This window comes from Pseudomonas sp. GGS8 (assembly GCF_024168645.1).
Classification (GTDB): Bacteria; Pseudomonadota; Gammaproteobacteria; order Pseudomonadales; family Pseudomonadaceae; genus Aquipseudomonas.
This window is the reverse complement of record NZ_JALJWF010000001.1, coordinates 2,872,399-2,893,412: the sequence shown is the minus strand read 5'-3', so window position 1 is coordinate 2,893,412 and position 21,014 is coordinate 2,872,399. Positions and strand designations below refer to the sequence as shown.

The window sequence follows — 21,014 nt, the reverse complement described above, 5'->3', positions numbered from 1 at the left end:
GTGCTCAAAACGACTGAACAGCCCGACGCCCTCCTTATGACCATCATCGCCTCCCCCACCTACATCGGGCGCTTCGCCCCCACGCCCAGCGGGCATTTGCATTTCGGTTCGCTGGTGGCCGCGCTGGCCTCGTACCTCGACGCCCGTTCGGTCGGTGGTCGCTGGCTGGTGCGCATGGAAGATCTCGATCCTCCTCGGGAGGAACCCGGCGCCCAGACGGCAATTCTCAAGGCGCTGGAAAGCTACGGCTTCGAGTGGGATGGCGAGATGGTCCGACAGAGTGACCGGCACGCGACCTACGCCGAGGTCCTCAATCGCCTGTTCAGCCAAGGCCTGGCCTATGCGTGCACCTGCTCGCGCAAGCAACTGGAGCCGTATCACGGCATCTATCCCGGGTTCTGCCGCAACGCGGGGCACGGCACCGAGAACGCGGCGATCCGCGTGCGCGTACCGGAGCTGGAATACCACTTCATCGACCGGGTGCAAGGCGAATTCCGTCAACACCTGGGCCGCGAGGTCGGCGACTTCGTGATTCGTCGCCGCGACGGGCTCTATGCCTACCAATTGGCGGTGGTACTGGACGATGCCTGGCAAGGCATCACCGATATTGTGCGCGGCGCCGACCTGCTGGATTCCACGCCGCGCCAACTCTATCTGCAAGAACTGCTTGGCCAGCCGCAACCGCGTTACCTGCACATCCCGCTGATTACCCAGCCGGACGGCCACAAACTCGGCAAATCCTATCGTTCGCCGCCATTGACCGAAGATCAGGCCACACCGCTGTTACTGCGCGCATTGCGGGCGCTGGGGCACAATCCCGTTATCGAACTGAATGACGCCACACCATGGGAAGTGCTCAATTGGGGCATCGCCCACTGGGATGCATCGCTGATCCCGCGCACACTGACGTTGCCCGAAGCGCAACTGCGGTGATGCCACTTGCAGTGGCGCGCCCATCCGTTACCATCGCCGCACGTTTTCGGGCACGCGCATAAAAGAGAGAGGCCGGGATGTACATCTATCGCTTGGTCCTGCTCCTGGTAGTGGGGATTTATCTGTTTTCCCCGGCCATCATGGATTGGTGGATCGACGCCACTGGCGCCTGGTATCGCCCTTATTTGCTCTGGCTGATTCTGATCGTCGTGACCTTCATCCTGCAGAGCCAAAAAGATGCCGATGAGCTTTAGCCTGACCCAGATGATCCTGATCAGCGCCGCGTACCTGGCGGTGCTGTTCGGTGTGGCCTGGATCAGTGAACGGGGCATGATCCCCCGGGCGATCATCCGCCACCCACTGACGTACACCCTGTCGCTGGGGGTTTACGCCAGTGCCTGGGCGTTTTACGGCACGGTGGGCCTGGCCTATCAGTACGGCTACGGTTTTCTGTCCAGCTACCTCGGGGTTTCCGGGGCGTTTCTGCTGGCACCGGTGCTTTTGTACCCGATCCTGAAAATCACCCGCACCTATCAACTCTCGTCCCTGGCCGACTTATTTGCGTTCCGTTTCCGCAGTACCTGGGCCGGTGCGCTGACGACGATTTTCATGCTGATCGGCGTGCTGCCATTGCTGGCGTTGCAGATTCAGGCAGTGGCCGATTCCATCGGCATCCTCACCCACGAACCGGTGCAGCATCGCGTGGCCCTGAGCTTCTGCGCGCTGATTACGCTGTTCACGATTTTCTTCGGCTCGCGCCACATCGCCACCCGCGAGAAACATGAAGGCCTGGTGTTTGCGATTGCCTTCGAGTCGGTGATCAAGCTGATCGCGATTGGCGGCGTCGGCCTGTATGCACTTTATGGCGTGTTCGACGGCCCGCAACAGCTGGAACTGTGGTTGCTGCAGAACCAGACCGCCCTCGCCGCCCTGCACACGCCATTGCAGGAAGGTCCATGGCGCACACTGCTGCTGGTGTTCTTCGCTTCGGCGATCGTCATGCCGCACATGTACCACATGACCTTTACTGAAAACCTCAACCCGCGCTCGCTGGTCAGTGCAAGCTGGGGCTTGCCGCTGTTCCTGCTGCTGATGAGCCTGGCAGTGCCGTTGATTCTCTGGGCCGGACTGAAACTCGGTGCCACCACCAATCCGGAATATTTCACCCTGGGTATCGGCATCGCCGCCAATAGCAAAGCCCTGGCGCTGTTGGCGTATGTCGGTGGATTGTCGGCGGCCAGCGGGCTGATCATTGTCACCACATTGGCGCTGTCCGGGATGGCACTGAACCATCTGGTGTTGCCGCTTTATCAGCCGCCCGCTGAAGGCAATATCTACCGCTGGCTGAAATGGACCCGCCGGGCGCTGATCGTCGCGATCATCATGGCCGGTTACGGTTTCTACCTGATGCTGGGCGCGGAACAGGATCTGGCCAACCTCGGCATCGTCGCCTTCGTCGCCACGTTGCAGTTCCTGCCGGGCGTGTTGTCGGTACTGTACTGGCCGACCGCCAACCGTCGCGGCTTCATCGCAGGCTTGCTGGCGGGGATTCTGGTGTGGCTGGTGACCATGCTGCTGCCGCTGGTCGGCAATCTGCAAGGCTTCTACATTCCGTTGCTGAACATGATTTACGTGCTGGACGACACCAGCTGGCACATGGCGGCGATTGCCTCGCTGGCCGCCAACGTGCTGATGTTCACCCTGATTTCACTGTTCACCAACGCCAGCCCCGAAGAGGCCAGCGCCGCCGAAGCCTGTGCGGTGGACAACGTTCGCCGCCCGCAACGCCGCGAACTGCATGCTGCCTCGCCTCAGGAATTCGCCACGCAACTGGCCAAACCGCTGGGTGCCAAGGCGGCGCAGAAAGAGGTCGAACAGGCGCTGCGTGACCTTTATCTGCCGTTCGACGAACGCCGGCCTTACGCCTTGCGTCGTTTGCGTGACCGTATTGAAGCCAACCTCTCCGGCCTGATGGGCCCGAGTGTGGCGCAAGACATGGTCGAAACCTTCCTGCCCTACAAGGCCGGTGGCGAAAACTACGTCACCGAAGACATCCACTTCATCGAAAGTCGCCTCGAGGATTACCACTCGCGCCTCACCGGCCTTGCCGCCGAACTCGATGCCCTGCGCCGCTACCACCGCCAAACCCTGCAGGAATTGCCGATGGGTGTGTGCTCGCTGGCCAAGGATCAGGAAATCCTCATGTGGAACAAAGCCATGGAGGAGCTGACCGGGATTGCCGCGCAGCGTGTGGTCGGTTCGCGCCTGAGCACCATTGCCGATCCGTGGAAAGAGCTGCTGCAAGGCTTCATCAATCTGCCGGATGAACACCTGCACAAGCAGCACCTGGCCCTCGATGGCCAGACCCGCTGGCTGAACCTGCACAAAGCGGCGATCGACGAACCGCTGGCGCCGGGTAACAGCGGCCTGGTGCTGCTGGTGGAAGACCTGACCGAAACCCAGATGCTCGAAGACAAACTGGTGCACTCCGAGCGTCTGGCCAGCATCGGCCGACTGGCGGCCGGCGTGGCCCATGAAATCGGCAACCCGATCACCGGCATTGCCTGCCTCGCGCAAAACCTGCGCGAAGAACGTGAAGAAGACGCCGAGCTCACGGAAATCAGCGGGCAGATCCTCGAGCAGACCAAACGCGTGTCGCGCATCGTTCAGTCGCTGATGAGCTTCGCCCATGCGGGCGGTCATCAGCACAGCGACGAGCCCGTTTGTCTGGCGGAAGTGGCCCAGGATGCCATCGGCCTGCTGGCCTTGAACCGGCGCAATTTCGAAGTACAGTTCTACAACCTGTGCGCCCCCGATCATTGGGTCGAAGGCGACCCGCAGCGGCTCGCCCAGGTATTGATCAATCTGCTCTCAAACGCCCGCGACGCTTCGCCTCCGGGCAGTGCGGTGCGCGTCAAGAGCGAAGCCGGCGAACACACGGTCGATCTGATCGTCGAAGACGAAGGCAGCGGTATTCCCTCGAGCATCATGGACCGACTGTTCGAACCCTTCTTCACCACCAAGGATCCTGGCGAAGGCACCGGTCTGGGCCTTGCACTGGTCTATTCCATCGTTGAAGAGCATTATGGACAAATCACCATCGACAGCCCGGCTGATGTTCAAAGCCAACGCGGCACCCGTATCCGGGTGACCTTACCGCGTCATGTCGAAGCGACGTCCGCTGTGAACTGAGACCGTCGAGAGTATCGAATCAATGCCGCACATTTTGATCGTCGAAGACGAAACAATTATCCGCTCCGCCTTGCGCCGCCTGCTGGAACGTAACCAGTACCAGGTCAGCGAAGCCGGATCCGTGCAGGAAGCACAAGAGCGCTTCAGCATTCCCACGTTTGACCTGATCGTCAGTGACCTGCGCCTGCCGGGCGCGCCGGGTACCGAGTTGATCAAACTTGCCCAGGGCACTCCGGTGCTGATCATGACCAGTTACGCCAGCCTGCGCTCGGCCGTCGACTCCATGAAAATGGGCGCGGTGGACTACATCGCCAAGCCTTTCGATCACGACGAGATGCTCCAGGCCGTCGCGCGAATCCATCGTGACCGGCAATCGGCGCAAGCCAGCGGTGAGCCGGTCGTCGGCAAAGCGTCAAATGGCGCCGCAGCAAAAAGCGGTGTCGACAACAGCAACGGCGAAATCGGCATCATCGGCTCTTGCCCGCCGATGCAGGACCTGTACAGCAAAATCCGTAAAGTCGCGCCGACCGATTCCAATGTCCTGATCCAGGGCGAATCCGGTACCGGTAAAGAACTGGTAGCACGTGCCCTGCACAACCTGTCCAAACGCGCCAAGGCGCCGATGATTTCGGTGAACTGCGCGGCCATTCCGGAAAGCCTGATCGAGTCCGAACTTTTCGGCCACGAAAAAGGCGCGTTCACCGGCGCCAGCGCCGGACGTGCCGGGTTGGTGGAAGCGGCGGACGGCGGCACCTTGTTCCTCGATGAAATCGGTGAACTGCCACTGGAAGCCCAGGCCCGCCTGTTGCGCGTATTGCAGGAAGGTGAAATCCGCCGGGTTGGCTCGGTCCAGTCGCAGAAGGTCGATGTGCGCCTGATCGCCGCGACCCACCGGGACCTCAAGAGCCTGGCGAAGATCGGCCAGTTCCGTGAAGACTTGTATTACCGCCTCCACGTGATCGCCCTGAAGCTGCCGGCCCTGCGCGAGCGCGGTGCGGACGTCAATGAAATCGCCAATGCTTTCCTGGCGCGGCAGAGCGCACGGGTCAACCGCACCGATCTGAAATTCGCCGCCGATGCCGAGCAGGCGATCCGGCATTACTCCTGGCCGGGTAACGTTCGCGAACTGGAGAACGCGGTCGAGCGTGCGGTGATTCTGTGCGAGAGCCCGGAGATTTCCGCCGAGCTGCTGGGCATCGACATCGAACTCAGCGACCTGGAAGACGACGATTTCATCGGCCTCTCGCCCCAGCAGGGCAACAACGCCGGTAACACCAGCCACGAACCGACCGAAGATTTGTCCCTGGAAGACTACTTCCAGCACTTCGTGCTTGAACATCAGGATCACATGACCGAAACCGAACTGGCCCGCAAACTCGGGGTCAGTCGCAAATGCCTGTGGGAACGCCGTCAGCGCCTGGGCATCCCGCGGCGCAAGACCGGGGTGGCCAGCGAGAGCTGAACCGCGCCTGTCAGATGCGCGGGTAACACGTGACATTGTGGAAAAACTGTTACCTCAGCTTTTTCACGTAACAGAAGCCGGGGCTTACGGTAACGAAGCCCCGGTTTTTTTTGGCCTCGAAAAACACCATCAGGCCGCCTAACCCCTTGTTTTACTGGGTCTCGCAAAAGTTGGCACGCACTCTGCTATATGTTCAGTACAAGAACAATAACAAGTAATGCACAAGACAATAAAAATAAGACGAATCGACTCACGCACAATAAAAACAAGACGGCGAGAGGCGTAGCTAACTGATTCTTTTGGAGAGGCGTTGCATTTGGGGCTTGCCCCGCAACCAGGCCGAGAACAATAAAAAACTGTCCCAAGACAGTGCCTGAACTGGTTGGATCACACGATCATAGCAACACAGCGACCAAAGCAATCCGTTTGCTCTTGGCTCCCGATTGGGAGGGTCATGAAGGAAAACTTCATGGCGAGGGCGCTCAACAAAAACAAGAAGCCCGAAACCAATAATAAAAATAGAGCACGCAACTACTTCTGGGGGAGCTTCGGCTCCCCTTGTGGTTTCTGGCGTTTGGCATTCTAGCTGCTACAGAACCTGTACCTACCAGACATCCCTTTCACACGCTTGCGCAGCTTCCTACACCATCCCCTGACTAAATGCTAGAATCCCGGCCCATCATGCGGTCATTCTTCGTTATGGCCGAACATTCCTTCAAACAGTGCATCCCATGCTGAAGAAGCTGTTCCAGTCATTCCGTTCTCCCCTGCGTCGTACGCAACACATCCGCAGCACACCTGAAGTGCTCAATAGCGGCCAACATTCGCTGCAAAAGGCGCAATTCAGCCGTTACGCGGTCAACATCGTCGAACGCTTGCAGAACGCCGGTTACCAGGCTTACCTGGTCGGCGGCTGTGTGCGTGACATGCTGCTCGGCATCACGCCGAAAGACTTCGACGTCGCCACCAGTGCCACCCCTGAACAGGTACGGGCCGAATTCCGCAACGCGCGGATCATCGGTCGTCGCTTTAAACTGGTGCATATCCACTTTGGCCGCGAAATCATCGAAGTCGCGACCTTCCGCGCCAATCACCCGCAAAACGACGAGGACGAAGACAGCAACCAGTCTTCCCGTAACGAGAGCGGGCGCATTCTGCGCGATAACGTCTACGGCACCCTGGAAGAAGACGCGCAACGCCGCGACTTCACCATCAACGCCTTGTATTACGATCCGGTCAGCGAGCGCATTCTCGACTACGCCAATGGCGTACACGACATCCGTAATCACCTGATCCGCCTGATCGGCGATCCGAAACAGCGCTACCAGGAAGACCCGGTGCGGATGCTGCGGGCCGTGCGTTTTGCCGCCAAGCTGAATTTCGGTATCGAGAAGCACAGCGCCCTGCCGATCCGCGATCTGGCACCAATGCTGCGCGAGATTCCATCAGCCCGCCTGTTCGAAGAAGTGCTCAAGCTGTTCCTCTCCGGGCACGCCGCGGACACCTTTGAAATGCTGGTCGACCTACAGCTGTTCGATCCGCTGTTCCCGGCCAGTGCCGAGGCGCTGGAATACAACCCGACGTACACCCACACGCTGATCAGTGAAGCGCTGATCAACACGGACTTGCGGATCAAGCAGAACAAACCGGTCACCCCGGCGTTCCTGTTTGCAGCATTACTGTGGCCTGCGCTGCCGGCCCGTGTGTTGCGCCTGCAAGAACGTGGCATGCCGCCGATTCCGGCCATGCAAGAAGCGGCGCACGAGTTGATTGCCGAACAGTGCCAGCGCATTGCGATTCCGAAACGCTTCACCATGCCGATCCGCGAGATCTGGGACATGCAGGAGCGTCTGCCACGCCGCAGCGGCAAGCGTGCCGACCTGTTGCTGGACAACCCGCGGTTCCGCGCCGGTTACGACTTCCTGCTGCTGCGCGAAAGCGCCGGCGAACAGACCGATGGCCTGGGCGAATGGTGGACCGACTATCAAGACGCCAACGACAGCGAACGTCGGGACATGATCCGCGAACTCAGCGGCAAGGACGACGGCAGCGGCGCTCCGCGCAAACGTCGCCGCAGTGGCGGTGCCAAGCGCAAACGCGCTGCCGGCGCCTCGAGCACGACAGGCGAGTAAGCCATGGAACGCATCTACATTGGCATGGGCAGCAATCTGGCTGACCCCGCCGAACAGTTGCGCAGCGCTGTCGAGGCTTTGGCGCGCTTGCCGCAGACTGAACTGGTCGGGGTTTCCGGGTTTTATCAAAGCGATTCGCTGCTGCCCGGCCAACCGCGTTACACCAACGCGGTCGCCGCCCTCGACAGCCGCCTCGCGCCGCTGGAACTGCTCGATGCCCTGCAAGCCATCGAGAACGGACAAGGCCGCCAGCGCGTTGAACGCTGGGGGCCGCGCACGCTGGATCTGGACATCGTGCTGTTCGGCGATCGACTGATCGACGAGCCTCGCCTCAAAGTCCCCCACTATCACATGCAGGCGCGAGCCTTTGTGCTCTATCCGCTGGCCGAACTGGCTCCGGCGGATCTGCGCCTGGCCGATGGCCGCACCCTCGCAGAATTACTCGCCGCCTGCCCGTTCGTCGGCCTGGAACGCCTCGCTCACGCCTGACAGATATCTCTGTGGGAGCGAGCCTGCTCGCGATGACGGACTGACATTCGACAGTGATGTTGACTGAATGACCGCTATCGCGAGCAGGCTCGCTCCCACATTGGTTTGGTGTCCGACGCCAGATCACGCCTCACAGATACCTGCTGAATCGCATCAGTAACGCCGGTAACACCCCAGGCGTAACAATGCGGTAACACATGCAATTGACTTCCGGGGTTCTCCTCACGACTATAGGCGTCCCGCTGCCGCCAACGCGGCGCCAAAGGGCGCAATCCAGGCCTTACAAGCACCACGAAAGAAGGTGCGCCTGTATAAATGACGAATCACGCGCGTTACTCGCAGTAGTTTTCATAGCGCCTGTAATGAGGATTTTTTCATGCCAGCCATCACCCTGACCACGCTCCAGAGCCTCAAGCAGAAAGGTGAAAAGATCACCATGCTGACCTGCTATGACGCGACCTTCGCCCACGCCTGCAATGAAGCCGGGGTTGAAGTGCTGCTGGTGGGCGACTCCCTCGGCATGGTCTTGCAAGGTCACGACAGCACGCTGCCGGTGACCACTGCTGAAATGGCCTACCACGTGGCGGCCGTCAAACGCGGCAACACCGATGCCCTGATCCTCGCCGACCTGCCCTTCATGGCCTACGCCACCCTCGAACAAACCATGACCAACAGCGCGCTGTTGATGCAGGCGGGTGCGCACATGATCAAGGTTGAAGGGGCATTGTGGCTCGCCGACTCTATCCGTCTGCTGGCCGAACGCGGCATCCCGGTGTGCGCGCACATGGGGCTGACGCCGCAGTCAGTCAACATCCTTGGTGGCTATAAGGTCCAGGGCCGCAACGAGAACCAGGCGCGGCAGATGCGTGCCGACGCGATCTCTCTGGAGCAGGCCGGCGCGGCCATGCTGCTGCTCGAATGCGTGCCCAGCGAGCTGGCCGAAGAAATCAGCCAGGCGGTGAACATCCCGGTGATCGGCATCGGCGCCGGCAGTGGCACCGACGGTCAGGTCCTGGTCCTGCACGACATGCTGGGCCTGTCCATTACCGGCCGCGTACCAAAATTCGTGAAGAACTTCATGACCGGCCAAACCAGCATTCAAGCCGCCTTGAGCGCTTACGTCACTGAAGTCAAAGCGGCGACTTTCCCTGGCATCGAACACGGATTCTCTGCATGAACACCGTAAAAACCGTACGTGAATTGCGGGCCGCCGTGGCCCGTGCCCGTAGCGAAGGCAAGCGCATCGGCTTCGTACCAACCATGGGCAACCTGCACAGCGGGCATATCGCGCTGATTACCAAAGCCACCCAACGGGTGGATTTCGTGGTTGCGAGCATCTTCGTCAACCCGCTGCAATTCGGCGCCGGCGAAGACCTCGACAAATACCCGCGGACCCTGGCCGCCGATCAGGAGAAACTGCTCCAGGCCGGTTGCCATCTGCTGTTTGCCCCAACCGTCGAAGAAATGTACCCCGACGGCATGGCCGGCCAGACCCGCGTCAGCGTTCCACAACTGTCTGAGGGCCTGTGCGGCGCCAGCCGTCCGGGGCATTTCGAAGGGGTGGCAACAGTCGTCAGCAAACTGTTCAACATGGTCCAACCGGACCTGGCGATCTTCGGCCAGAAAGACTTTCAGCAACTGGCAGTGATTCGCGCCCTGGTGCATGACCTGAACATGCCGATCCAGATCATCGGCGAGCCCACCGTACGGGCGGCTGACGGCCTCGCGCTGTCGTCGCGCAATGGTTTCCTCAGCGAAGAACAACGGGCCATCGCGCCAGAGGTCTATCGCACCCTGACCCGGATCAGCGACGCGATCAAACAGGGCGAGCGCGATTACCCGACGCTGCTCAACGAGCAGATCAAGCAACTGGAAGCCGCCGGCCTGCGTCCGGATTACCTGGAAATTCGCCATGCACTGACCTTGCGTCCGGCGACGACCGAAGATCGGGATCTGGTGATTCTGGTGGCGGCGTTCCTGGGCACGACGCGGTTGATCGACAACCTGCATCTGAACCTCGACGCGCCTGCATAAACACTACAAAACCCTGTGGGAGCGGCGGTGCGGCGATCCCACATTGGTCCTGCGTCAATTTCCGCATCGTATTGCCGCCCTTCAAGCCTTCGGGCAAACTGCCCCCCGTTCGATTCCGACCCGGGGAAACACTCATGCACGCCATCATGCTCAAGGCCAAGCTGCATCGCGCCGAAGTCACCCACGCTGTACTCGATTACGAAGGTTCTTGCGCCATCGACGGCGAATGGCTGGATTTGTCCGGCATCCGTGAGTACGAACAGATCCAGATCTACAACATCGACAACGGCGAACGCTTCACCACCTACGCAATTCGTGGCGAAGAAGGTTCGCGCATGATCTCGGTCAACGGTGCCGCGGCCCACAAGGCCAAGGTCGGCGACCGCGTGATCATCTGCGCTTACGCTCACTACAGCGAAGCCGAACTGCTCAACTTCAAGCCGCGCATGCTCTACATGGCACCGGGTAACGAGCTGAGCCACACCAGCAATGCCATTCCGGTTCAGGTCGCCTGACCGAACCGCGCCCCCTGCTAGCCTTCCGTTTGTCGGACCGCGCCTGGTTAAATGTTAAAAAAGTACCGGGAGCAGGTCAGACAAAGTCAAGACAGATTGCAGCGCGAGGTTTACTGTATTCGCCCTGCGCCAGAAATCGTGTCGACGCAGTTGACCGGACGCCCATCCGCAGCGCTCCGGGATCTTTAGTGTTCAAAAGGCCGTTCAAGTAAAAGGAAAACCGCAGCGATGGCGTATTACCGCACTCCTCACGACGTTACCGCTCTGCCCGCTTGGCAAGCGCTGAATGACCACCGCCAAGCCATGCAGGATTTCAGCATGCGCGAAGCCTTTAATGCCGATCCGCAGCGTTTTACTCAATTCACCCTTAGCAGCTGCGGCCTGTTTCTCGACTACTCGAAAAACCTGATCAACGCCGAAACCCGCAATCTGCTGGTGGGCCTGGCCAACGAAGTCGACCTCAAGGGCGCGATCAAAGCGCTGTTCTCGGGCGAGATCGTCAACGCTTCCGAAGGACGCCCGGCCCTGCACACAGCACTGCGCCGTCCGGTGGGCGACAAGCTGTCGGTCAACGGTGTCAACGTGATGCCCGACGTGCACAAGGTGCTCAACCAAATCACCGACCTCGTGGGCCGAATCCATGACGGTCTGTGGCGCGGTTACACCGAGAAGCCGATCACTGACGTGGTGAACATCGGTATCGGTGGCTCGTTCCTCGGCCCTGAGCTCGTGTCCGAAGCGCTGCTGTCCTACGCCCAGAAAGGCGTGCGTTGCCATTACCTGGCGAACATCGACGGCAGTGAGTTCCACGAACTGACCATGAAGCTGCGCGCCGAGACCACGCTGTTCATCGTCTCGTCGAAATCCTTCAACACCCTCGAAACCCTGAAGAATGCCCAGGCCGCACGCGCCTGGTACCTGGCCCAGGGTGGTTCGGAAGCCGAGCTGTACCGTCACTTCATCGCCGTTTCCAGCAACAACGCGGCGGCCGTGGCGTTCGGTATTCGCGAAGAGAACATCTTCCCGATGTGGGACTGGGTCGGCGGTCGTTACTCGCTGTGGTCGGCCATCGGTTTGCCGATTGCCCTGGCCATCGGCATGTCGAACTTCAAGGAACTGCTGTCCGGTGCCTACACCATGGACCAGCATTTCCAGAGCGCGCCATTCGAACAGAACATGCCGGTACTGCTGGCTCTACTCGGCGTCTGGTACGGCAACTTCTGGGGCGCGCAAAGCCACGCGATCCTGCCGTACGACCACTACCTGCGTAACATCACCAAGCACTTGCAACAGCTGGACATGGAATCCAACGGCAAGAGCGTGCGTCAGGACGGCACGCCAGTGTCCACCGACACCGGCCCGGTCATCTGGGGCGGCGTGGGTTGCAACGGTCAACACGCTTACCACCAGTTGCTGCACCAGGGCACCCAGCTGATCCCGGCCGACTTCATTGTGCCGATCGTCAGTTTCAACCCGGTGTCCGACCACCACCAGTGGCTGTACGCCAACTGCCTGTCGCAAAGCCAGGCATTGATGCTTGGCAAGACTCGCGCCGAAGCCGAAGCCGAGCTGCGTGACAAGGGCATGGCCGAAGCTGAAGTGCAAAAGCTGGCAGCGCACAAGGTGATCCCGGGCAACCGTCCGAGCAACACCCTGGTAGTCGAACGCATCAGCCCGCGTCGTCTTGGCGCTCTGGTGGCGTTGTACGAACACAAAGTCTTCGTGCAAAGCGTGGTCTGGGGCATCAATGCCTTCGACCAGTGGGGCGTGGAGCTGGGTAAAGAGCTGGGCAAAGGCGTCTACAACCGCCTGGTCGGCAGCGAAGAATCCCCGGCCGACGATGCTTCCACCCAAGGCCTGATCAACTACTTCCGCGGTCGTCACCGCGGTTGATCTGACGCCACCCGGCTGCCCTTGTGGGAGCGAGCCTGCTCGCGATAGCGGTCTGACATTCAGATTGATGTTGAATGTCATACCCCCATCGCGAGCAGGCTCGCTCCCACATTGGTTTGCGTCGATCAAAAGCCTTGCGGCGGGCACCTTCCAAACCGGTGGGCGTTCGACTTGAACCCTTTCCCCACTCGGCGCATCTTTATTCTTGTCGCAAAACAAGCATAAGGAACCGTCATGTTCGATATCAGCACGTTCCCCAAAGCCGATGCCGTCCGCCGGTCTGCACAGTTGAGTCAGGACGACTATAAGCGCCTGTACCGTGAATCCATTGAACACCCCAGCACCTTCTGGGCCGAACAGGCCGCGCGGTTCCTCGACTGGAGCGCGCCGTGGCAAACCGTCCAGCGTTACGACCTGAAAACCGGTGAGGCGAACTGGTTCGCCGGCGGGAAGTTAAACGTCAGTTACAACTGCATCGACCGTCACCTGGAAAAGCGCGGCGATCAAATCGCGATCATCTGGGAGGGCGATGACCCCGCCGACTCCACCCAGATCTCCTATAAAAAACTCCATCACAACGTCTGCCGACTGGCCAATGTGCTCAAAAGCCGTGGCGTGAAAAAAGGCGACCGCGTGTGCATCTACATGCCGATGATCCCCGAAGCCGCCTACGCCATGCTCGCCTGCGCGCGGATCGGCGCGATTCATTCAGTGGTGTTCGGCGGTTTCTCCCCGGACTCGCTGCGTGACCGGATCCTCGATGCCGACTGCCGCACCGTGATCACCGCCGATGAAGGCGTGCGCGGCGGTAAATTCGTGCCGCTCAAACAGAACGTCGACAAGGCTCTGCAAAGTTGCCCGGACGTCAGCAGCGTGATCGTGGTCGAACGCACCCAAAACCCGGTGAATTGGGTCGAAGGCCGCGACCTCTGGTATCACCACGCCCTGCGTGATGTCGCTGACGATTGCCCGCCAGAGCCGATGGACGCTGAAGACCCGCTGTTCATCCTCTACACCTCCGGCAGCACCGGCAAACCCAAAGGCGTGCTGCACACCACGGGCGGCTACTTGCTGCAAGCGGCGATGACCTTCAAATACGTGCTCGACTATCGCGACGGTGAAGTCTTCTGGTGCACCGCCGATGTCGGCTGGGTTACCGGCCACAGCTACATCGTCTACGGGCCGTTGGCCAACGGTGCGACCACACTGATCTTCGAAGGCGTGCCGAGCTATCCCAGCACCTCGCGCTTCTGGCAGGTGATCGACAAGCACCACGTGAATATCTTCTACACCGCCCCGACCGCCCTGCGTGCGTTAATGCGTGAGGGCCCCGAGCCATTGAAGCAAACGTCCCGCGAGAGCCTGCGATTGCTCGGCACCGTCGGTGAGCCCATCAACCCGGAAGCCTGGGAGTGGTACTTCAATACCGTCGGCGAACAGCGTTGCCCGATTGTCGATACCTGGTGGCAGACCGAAACCGGCGGCATCATGCTCAGCCCACTGGTCAGCACCCAACGGGTCAAACCCGGTTGCGCCACCCAACCGATGTTCGGCGTACAACCGGTGTTGCTCGATGAACACGGCAAGGAAATCAAAGGCGCCGGCAGCGGCGTGCTGGCCATCAAGTCCAGCTGGCCAGCGCAGATCCGCAGCGTCTACGGCGATCCGAAACGGATGGTCGAAACCTACTTCAAGCCCTATCCCGGCTACTACTTCACCGGCGATGGCGCGCGCCGCGACGAGGACGGCGACTACTGGATCACCGGGCGCATCGACGACGTCATCAATGTCTCCGGGCACCGCATCGGCACGGCCGAAGTGGAGAGCGCGCTGGTACTGCACGACAGCATTGCCGAGGCCGCCGTGGTCGGTTACCCCCACGACATCAAAGGCCAGGGTATCTACGCCTTCGTCACCCCCATGAATGGCGTCGCCCCCAACGATGACTTGAAGAAAGAACTGCTGGCCCACGTCAGCAAGGAAATCGGTAGCTTCGCCAAACCGGACTTGATCCAGTGGGCCCCCGCCCTGCCGAAAACCCGTTCAGGCAAGATCATGCGACGGATCCTGCGCAAGATCGCCTGCAACGAACTGGACAGCCTGGGCGACACCTCGACACTCGCCGACCCGAGCGTGGTGCAGGGCTTGATCGACAAACGCCTGAACTCGTAAAGCCTTCGCGGCACAATCCCTGGCGGTGGCCAAGGAGCTGGAATGGGACCTGAGCAAGGTCAACGTCAACGGCGGCGCCATCGCCCTGGGCCACCCGATCGGCGCCTCGGGTTGCCGGGGGCTGGTGACTTTGTTGTACGAAATGATCAAGCGTGACGCCAAGAAAGGTCTGGCCACCCTGCGCATCGGTGGTGGTCAGGGCGTTGCATTGGCCATCGAGCGCTAGCCCGAGACCGCGTTATCGTTCATCGCGGGCAAGCCCGCCCCCACAGGTGACCGCATTATCCCGAGAGCACTCGGTTACCTGTGGGAGCGTGGCTTGCCCGCGAAGACGGCCTCACAGCCACCACATCCCTCACATTTGCCACCCAAACTCAAAGCCCATAGCTGTTAAACTCCCGCGCCCCCAATTCCCTCCAGCAAGGCGCCCAGCATGTCTTCCTTGAATCAGGCGCTGCGCGCCGCCCTCGATCGTCGCCAGGACTTGCTCGCCGAGCTGCATCAGCAAGGCACCGATTGCTATCGCCTGTTCCATGGCAGCCAGGAAGGTGCCGGCGGTTTGACCGTCGACCGTTACGGCCCACAACTGTTGGTGCAAAGTTTTCATCAGGCGTTGGAGCGTGACGCCCTGCTGCAACTGCACGAGACCGTCAATCAACAACTGGGGCTCGATACCCTGCTGGTGTACAACGACCGCTCTCGCGGCAATTCGCGCATCGACCGCGAAGACACCGTCTACCGCGCCGACGAAGCGGCCCTGCAAGATTTGATCGGCCACGAATGGGGGCTGAACTACCGGGTTCGCGGACGCCATGCCGGTCAGGATCCGTTGCTGTTTCTCGACCTGCGCAACGCCCGCGGCTGGGTCAAGGCGCACAGCAAAAACAAAAGTGTGCTGAACCTGTTTGCCTACACCTGTGGCGTCGGCCTGAGTGCCGCGGCCGGGGGTGCCAGCGAGGTGTGCAACCTGGACTTTGCCGAAGGCAACCTAGCGGTCGGCCGCGAGAACGGTCTGCTTAACCCGCAATTGCCGACCATGGAATTTATCCAGTCCGATTACTTTCCGGCGATTCGTCAATTGGCCGGTCTACCGATCAGCCAGCGTCGCGGCCAGAAGCTGCCGAGCTATCAACGCCTGGACCCACGTCAATACGATCTGGTGCTGCTCGATCCACCGGCCTGGGCCAAGAGTGCTTTCGGCACGGTCGACCTGTTGCGCGACTACCAGAGTCTGCTCAAACCGGCGCTGCTGACCACTGCCGACGATGGCGTGCTGATCTGCTGCAACAACCTGGCGAAGGTCAGCATGGACGATTGGCGCGAACAGGTTTTACGCTGCGCAGAGAAGGCCGGACGCCCGGTGCGTGAGTGGACAGCGCTGACACCGGGCAGCGACTTTCCGTCGATGGATCAACAACCACCGCTGAAAACGCTGATCCTGCAGCTCTGAAAATCCACACCCATTATCAGACAAATCCTATAAAGCGTGATTGCTTCGGAACCGCAAACGCATGCCATACTCCAAGGCACTCCGATTCCGACAGATGAAGCCACACATGCCCAAAGGATTGATTCGCGCTATCGGCGCCTTGTTAACAGCCCTGGCGCTATACAGCCTGCTGGGGTTTCTGATTTTGCCGGGCATCGCGTTGCGGGTTGCCAACCAACAATTGGCCAACTACGCCACGACGCCCGCGACGATTCAGCGAATCGAACTCAACCCGTTCAGCCTTGAAGTGACCCTTTGGGGTTTGGTCATCGGCGAGCCGGGCAAGGAACAAGTGGGCTTCGAACGCCTGTACGCCAACCTGCAGATTGACAGTCTGTGGACCAAGGCGCTGCACCTGTCCGATATCGAACTGGACAAATCCAAGACGGAAATCCGCTTTAGCAAGGACGGCACGCTCAACCTGATCGGGCTGTTCAAAATCCCCGCCAGCGAACCGACCCCGGTCGACCCGAATGCCAAACCTTTTCCGCTGCGCGTGGAGCGAATCAAACTGGCCGGCGGCTACGTGCACTTCGAAGATGCCCGGCCCAGCGAGCCGATCGAATTCCTCTACGACAAACTCGATTTCGAGCTGAAGAACCTCAGCACCCTGCCCGACGACAACGCCGACATGACCCTGGTCGCGGTCGGCCCGTCCGGCGGGCAGATCGACTGGACCGGCAATTTCAGCCTGACCCCGATCGCCTCCGAAGGTAAGTTGAAAGTCACCGACGGCCAGATGAAAGCCTGGTGGCCCTACGTGCGCGATGCGTTGCCGCTGGTCCTGGAAAACGGCGTCCTGAACCTGAGCACCGACTACAAACTTAATCTGAACAAGGGCACCGAACTGCTGCTGAGCAACGTCGCCGTCAGCATCGCGCCTTTCGCCATCAAGGCTCCGGACGGCCGACCGCTGGCGAAGCTCGAACGGCTGGACATCAGCGACACCACCGTGGATCTGGCCAAGCAGCAAGTGGTGGTCGGCAAGATCCGCAGCCAGAAACTGGAAACCTGGGCCGCCCTCGAAGCCGATGGGCAACTCGACTGGCAAAAACTGTTCGCCAGCCAACCGACCAAACAGGCGGCCAAAGCCAACGCCGAGCCCGCCAGCACACCGGCCGCAGCCGACTCACCAAAGCAACCACCGGCACCGAGCAAGCCTTGGCAGGTGCTGCTCAAAGACGTGCAATTGCGCAATTATCGGGTGCATTTGGCCGACCGTAAGGCGCAACCCGCCGTGGCGCTGGAGCTGGGCCCGCTGAACCTGGATCTGCAAAATTTCGACAGCCTCAATGGCTCCCCTTTCAACCTCAAGCTCGACACGGGCGTGGGCAAGCAAGGCAAGATCATGGCGGACGGCACGGTCAATCTGGCCCCGATCAGCGCCAAACTGAACGTGCAGACCAGGGACATCGACCTGCGCGTCGCCCAGTCCTACATCAATCCGTTCATTCGCCTCGAACTGCGCAGCGGCATGCTGGGCAGTGATCTGGCGGTCGACTTGAAAAGCACCGAGCCGCTGGCGTTCAGCGTCACAGGTAAAGCCCAGATTGATCAGTTGCATACCCTCGACACCCTGAAAACCCGTGACTTCCTCAAGTGGCAGCAGTTGGCGCTCGAAGGCCTGAACTATCAACACGGCGACAGCCTGTCGATCGATAAGGTCAACCTGTTCCAGCCCTATGCGCGCTTCATGATCAACGATGACCGCACCACCAACATCGATGACCTGCTGATCCCGCAACCGGCCGACTCCGGCGCCGCAACGACCACAACCGCCGCAGCCAAACCGGCAGCCGGAAAAGAAAAACCGCTGGGCATCCACATTGGCAGCATTGCCATCAATGACGGTTCGGCAAACTTCGCCGACTTCAGCCTGACGCCGAACTTCGCCACGGCCGTCCAACAACTGAACGGGAACATCGGCACCATCGACAGCCGCCACGTAAAACCGGCCAGCGTCGACGTCAAAGGCAAGGTCGACCGCTATGCACCGGTGACCATCAAGGGCTCGGTCAACCCGTTCAACCCAATGGCCAGCCTGGACATCGCCACCAGTTTCAAACGGGTGGAACTAACGACCCTGACGCCCTACTCCGGCAAGTTTGCCGGCTACCGCATCCGCAAGGGCCGGCTCAATCTGGATCTGCATTACAAGATCACCAACGGCCAGCTCCTGGCCGAAAACAAAGTGGTGGTCGAGCAGCTGCAATTGGGTGAGAAAGTTGACAGTCCGGATGCCGTAAGCCTGCCGCTGAAACTGGCGATTGCCTTGCTCAAGGATGTCGATGGAAAGATTTCCATTGAGCTGCCGGTGAGCGGCGACCTGAACAACCCGCAATTCAGCATCATGCCGATCATCTGGCAGACCCTGCGCAATCTGATCGTGAAGGCGGCCGCGGCTCCGTTCAAAATGATTGGCGGGCTGGTCAGCGGCGGTGGTTCAGAGGACCTGGGTACCGTGGCGTTTGCACCAGGTTCAAGTGACTTGAGCCAGGACGCCGAAGCGACACTGATCAAACTGTCCCAGGCGCTCAAGGAGCGTCCGGCCCTGCGCCTGGAAATCGAAGGCACTGCCGCCAAGAGCAGCGACGGCCCGCTGCTCGCCGAGCAACGCCTGGAACGGGAATACCAGTACAACTACTACAAAATGCTCCAGCGCCGCGGTGACAAAGTGCCGGCCCAGGCTTCATTACTGCAAGTGCCTGACAATGAGAAAGGCCCGCTGCTTGAAGGGATCTACCGCACGCGCCTAAAGATCCAGCCCCCCGCCGAATGGAAGGATCTGGGCAAGGAGGAACGCAACAAGAAAATGCGTGAAAGCGTGATCGACTTCTGGAGTTCCAGCGAGGTGCTATTGCGCCAACTGGGGCAAGAACGGGCCAGCAGCATCAAGGACTACCTGGTGGACAAAGGGCAGTTGGCCGATGACCGCGTGTACTTCATCGACGCCAACCTCGGCGAGGCCGAAAGCGATGGCCGCGTGGTGACGGCCATGCATCTGGATGCCGAATGATGGGCGCGCAATGGCTTATGAGCCTGGCCCTGGCGTTGGCTGCCGGCCAAGCCGCGGCGGCCGATACCCTGCGTTGCGGCAGTCAATTGATCAGCGTCGGGGACAGGTCCAGCGAAGTGCTGAAAAAATGCGGACAGCCCATCGCCCGCGACGGGCTTGGCTACAAGCGCAGCGCCAATCGCCGGGAAGAGTTTCAAGTCGAGGAATGGACCTACGGGCCCAACAGCGGGATGTACCAGTACCTGCGCTTTGAAGGAAACCGGTTGGTTCAAATCACTAGCAAACGCGGTAATTGAACCCACCACAATTGTCTTGTATTGCTCCCCAATAGAACAGGCCCCGACACGAATGCCGGGGCCTGTAACGGCCACATCCTTGTGGCCTTTCGCATGAACTCTCAAAAAGCGACAGACGTATGACTTGGCCCGCCTGCCGCATCCTCTCCCGGTCCAGGCGAGAAGCTTTGCCTTAATTGGCTTTCAGGCCGTCAGCGGACACCGCTTTGACGCCTTTGATTTTCTTGGCGATAGCCACGGCGGTTGTTTTCTGAGCTTCTGTCAGAACGGTCATGGAAGACAGGGAAACAACACCTTTGTTGGTTTCGACTTTGATATCAGTGCCTGGAATGCCTTTTTCGGTCACCAGGTCTGCTTTGACTTTGGTCGTGATCCAGGTATCGGAAGTAGCTTCCTCGGCTTTGGTCACTTCACCGGCAGCCAGCACCATAGGAGCCTGGGTGGTCTGGGTGGTCTGTGCAAATGCAGCGTTGGCCATGGTCAGGGTCAGCGCGGTAGCAGTAGCGGCAGCGATAGCGAACTTCTTCATACGAGTAACTCCTGTTCTTCTGGAAAGTCTGCTGCGTGTCGTCTTGTCAGCAGGGTTACCAGAGAGAGTGCGAACGCTGTGCCAACTAGCGGCTTTAAAATAAATACTTATAAATCAATAACATAACAAAAATCACAATTTTCAAAATCGTGCAAAATGCATGAGTGCGAAATTATCGACATGCAACTTGCGGGTTTTAACGCAGGCCTAAGGCCATGAATTGTCGGGGGTTTTCGTGATCATTCAAATCGCCCCCAAATGACCAACAAAAAAATGCCCCGCGTCGTGAGAAGCGGGGCATTGTTTATGCCGGGTGATATGGATCAGGTACCGGTGCAGCCTTTAGGTGCGTACTCTTGTAGAGCCGTCGTAGCGCAAGTCCAGCCACCGGCGAGGGTACGCGAAAGCGTAATGGTTTTGCTGAGCACAGGCCCTGGAGCATTGAGGATCGTGCAGGCAATAGTGCCCACGCCGCTAGAGGAGGTACCCGATGCCGTAATCGTGCAATTACCTGTAGTCGCCGTACCGCCGATCAGGGCGAGGGTAGGATCGGTACCTTGATTGATAATGTCTTCAAAAGGGACTTTCAGTGCCGAGATTTCTGCCAGCGCTGCGGTAACCTTCGCTCGCGCCTGGTACTTCGAGTACTGCGGCAACGCAAACGTCGCCAGAATCCCGATGATCGCCACCACGATCAGCAGTTCGATCAGGGTAAAACCATTTTGATTTTTCATAGACAGGCTCCATGCATGAGTCGAAATCTCATGATCTGAACAGGGTACAGCACAGCTCATGCCAAGTCGTACGCGCCCTTGCAGACGGGGCTCGGGATCACGACAAAGACCTTTCCTACCCCCAGGAT

The 21,014-nt window shown here is 59.8% G+C and carries 16 protein-coding genes and 1 pseudogene; 15 read left to right on the top strand and 2 right to left on the bottom strand.

Annotation, left to right across the window (positions count from 1 at the left end; genetic code table 11):
* The first annotated feature begins 36 nt into the window (after nucleotides 1-36).
* The 15 genes and pseudogenes from gluQRS to J3D54_RS12885 all read left to right on the top strand — a co-directional run bounded on the left by gluQRS (nucleotide 37) and on the right by J3D54_RS12885 (nucleotide 19,623).
* A complete protein-coding gene (gene gluQRS, locus J3D54_RS12955) occupies nucleotides 37-933 on the top strand; it encodes a tRNA glutamyl-Q(34) synthetase GluQRS (RefSeq protein WP_253418648.1) in 897 nt (298 codons plus the stop codon).
* Between the two features lie 77 nt (nucleotides 934-1,010).
* Nucleotides 1,011-1,187 carry a hypothetical protein gene (locus tag J3D54_RS12950; protein WP_003176118.1) on the top strand — a complete coding sequence of 59 codons (177 nt, stop codon included), beginning with the start codon at nucleotides 1,011-1,013 and terminating at the stop codon, nucleotides 1,185-1,187.
* Nucleotides 1,171-4,125, top strand: coding sequence for a sensor histidine kinase (locus J3D54_RS12945; RefSeq protein ID WP_253418646.1), 2,955 nt, complete (start codon nucleotides 1,171-1,173; stop codon nucleotides 4,123-4,125). Before J3D54_RS12950 ends, J3D54_RS12945 begins: the two co-directional genes overlap by 17 nt.
* Before the next feature lie 22 nt (nucleotides 4,126-4,147).
* The gene (locus J3D54_RS12940; RefSeq protein WP_253418644.1) at nucleotides 4,148-5,587 is read left to right on the top strand and encodes a sigma-54 dependent transcriptional regulator; all 1,440 of its coding nucleotides are present in this window, start codon (nucleotides 4,148-4,150) and stop codon (nucleotides 5,585-5,587) included.
* A 731-nt stretch (nucleotides 5,588-6,318) separates the two neighbouring features.
* Nucleotides 6,319-7,719, top strand: coding sequence for a polynucleotide adenylyltransferase PcnB (locus tag J3D54_RS12935; protein ID WP_018930200.1), 1,401 nt, complete (start codon nucleotides 6,319-6,321; stop codon nucleotides 7,717-7,719).
* A gap of 3 nt (nucleotides 7,720-7,722) precedes the next feature.
* Complete coding sequence (gene folK, locus J3D54_RS12930) at nucleotides 7,723-8,208, top strand: 2-amino-4-hydroxy-6-hydroxymethyldihydropteridine diphosphokinase (protein WP_253418642.1); 486 nt, start codon at nucleotides 7,723-7,725, stop codon at nucleotides 8,206-8,208.
* A 376-nt stretch (nucleotides 8,209-8,584) separates the two neighbouring features.
* On the top strand, nucleotides 8,585-9,385 hold the full coding sequence (panB, locus tag J3D54_RS12925; RefSeq protein ID WP_253418640.1) for a 3-methyl-2-oxobutanoate hydroxymethyltransferase: 801 nt from the start codon (nucleotides 8,585-8,587) through the stop codon (nucleotides 9,383-9,385).
* A complete protein-coding gene (gene panC / locus J3D54_RS12920) occupies nucleotides 9,382-10,242 on the top strand; it encodes a pantoate--beta-alanine ligase (protein WP_253418638.1) in 861 nt (286 codons plus the stop codon). Before panB ends, panC begins: the two co-directional genes overlap by 4 nt.
* A gap of 134 nt (nucleotides 10,243-10,376) precedes the next feature.
* Complete coding sequence (panD, locus tag J3D54_RS12915) at nucleotides 10,377-10,757, top strand: aspartate 1-decarboxylase (RefSeq protein ID WP_008153310.1); 381 nt, start codon at nucleotides 10,377-10,379, stop codon at nucleotides 10,755-10,757.
* Between the two features lie 228 nt (nucleotides 10,758-10,985).
* A complete protein-coding gene (gene pgi, locus J3D54_RS12910) occupies nucleotides 10,986-12,650 on the top strand; it encodes a glucose-6-phosphate isomerase (protein ID WP_253418636.1) in 1,665 nt (554 codons plus the stop codon).
* A gap of 234 nt (nucleotides 12,651-12,884) precedes the next feature.
* Complete coding sequence (gene acs, locus J3D54_RS12905) at nucleotides 12,885-14,822, top strand: acetate--CoA ligase (protein WP_253418633.1); 1,938 nt, start codon at nucleotides 12,885-12,887, stop codon at nucleotides 14,820-14,822.
* Nucleotides 14,821-15,048: pseudogene (locus tag J3D54_RS12900) on the top strand (acetyl-CoA C-acetyltransferase); the annotation flags it as partial. The gene acs and the pseudogene J3D54_RS12900, both read left to right, overlap by 2 nt.
* A 207-nt stretch (nucleotides 15,049-15,255) precedes the next feature.
* The gene (locus J3D54_RS12895; RefSeq protein WP_253418631.1) at nucleotides 15,256-16,272 is read left to right on the top strand and encodes a class I SAM-dependent rRNA methyltransferase; all 1,017 of its coding nucleotides are present in this window, start codon (nucleotides 15,256-15,258) and stop codon (nucleotides 16,270-16,272) included.
* A gap of 61 nt (nucleotides 16,273-16,333) precedes the next feature.
* On the top strand, nucleotides 16,334-19,327 hold the full coding sequence (locus tag J3D54_RS12890) for a DUF748 domain-containing protein (RefSeq protein WP_253418628.1): 2,994 nt from the start codon (nucleotides 16,334-16,336) through the stop codon (nucleotides 19,325-19,327).
* Nucleotides 19,327-19,623, top strand: a complete 297-nt coding sequence (locus J3D54_RS12885; RefSeq protein WP_253426600.1) for a DUF2845 domain-containing protein — start codon at nucleotides 19,327-19,329, stop codon at nucleotides 19,621-19,623. Before J3D54_RS12890 ends, J3D54_RS12885 begins: the two co-directional genes overlap by 1 nt.
* 172 nt (nucleotides 19,624-19,795) lie before the next feature.
* Here J3D54_RS12885 and J3D54_RS12880 read toward each other — a convergent pair whose 3' ends face one another.
* Together J3D54_RS12880 and J3D54_RS12875 are read right to left on the bottom strand one after the other, a co-directional pair.
* Nucleotides 19,796-20,152 (bottom strand): BON domain-containing protein, encoded by a 357-nt coding sequence (locus tag J3D54_RS12880; RefSeq protein WP_253418625.1) that lies wholly within the window; start codon nucleotides 20,150-20,152, stop codon nucleotides 19,796-19,798.
* Nucleotides 20,153-20,475: 323 nt separating this feature from the next.
* Complete coding sequence (locus J3D54_RS12875) at nucleotides 20,476-20,886, bottom strand: pilin (RefSeq protein WP_253418623.1); 411 nt, start codon at nucleotides 20,884-20,886, stop codon at nucleotides 20,476-20,478.
* Between the last annotated feature and the right edge of the window lie 128 nt (nucleotides 20,887-21,014).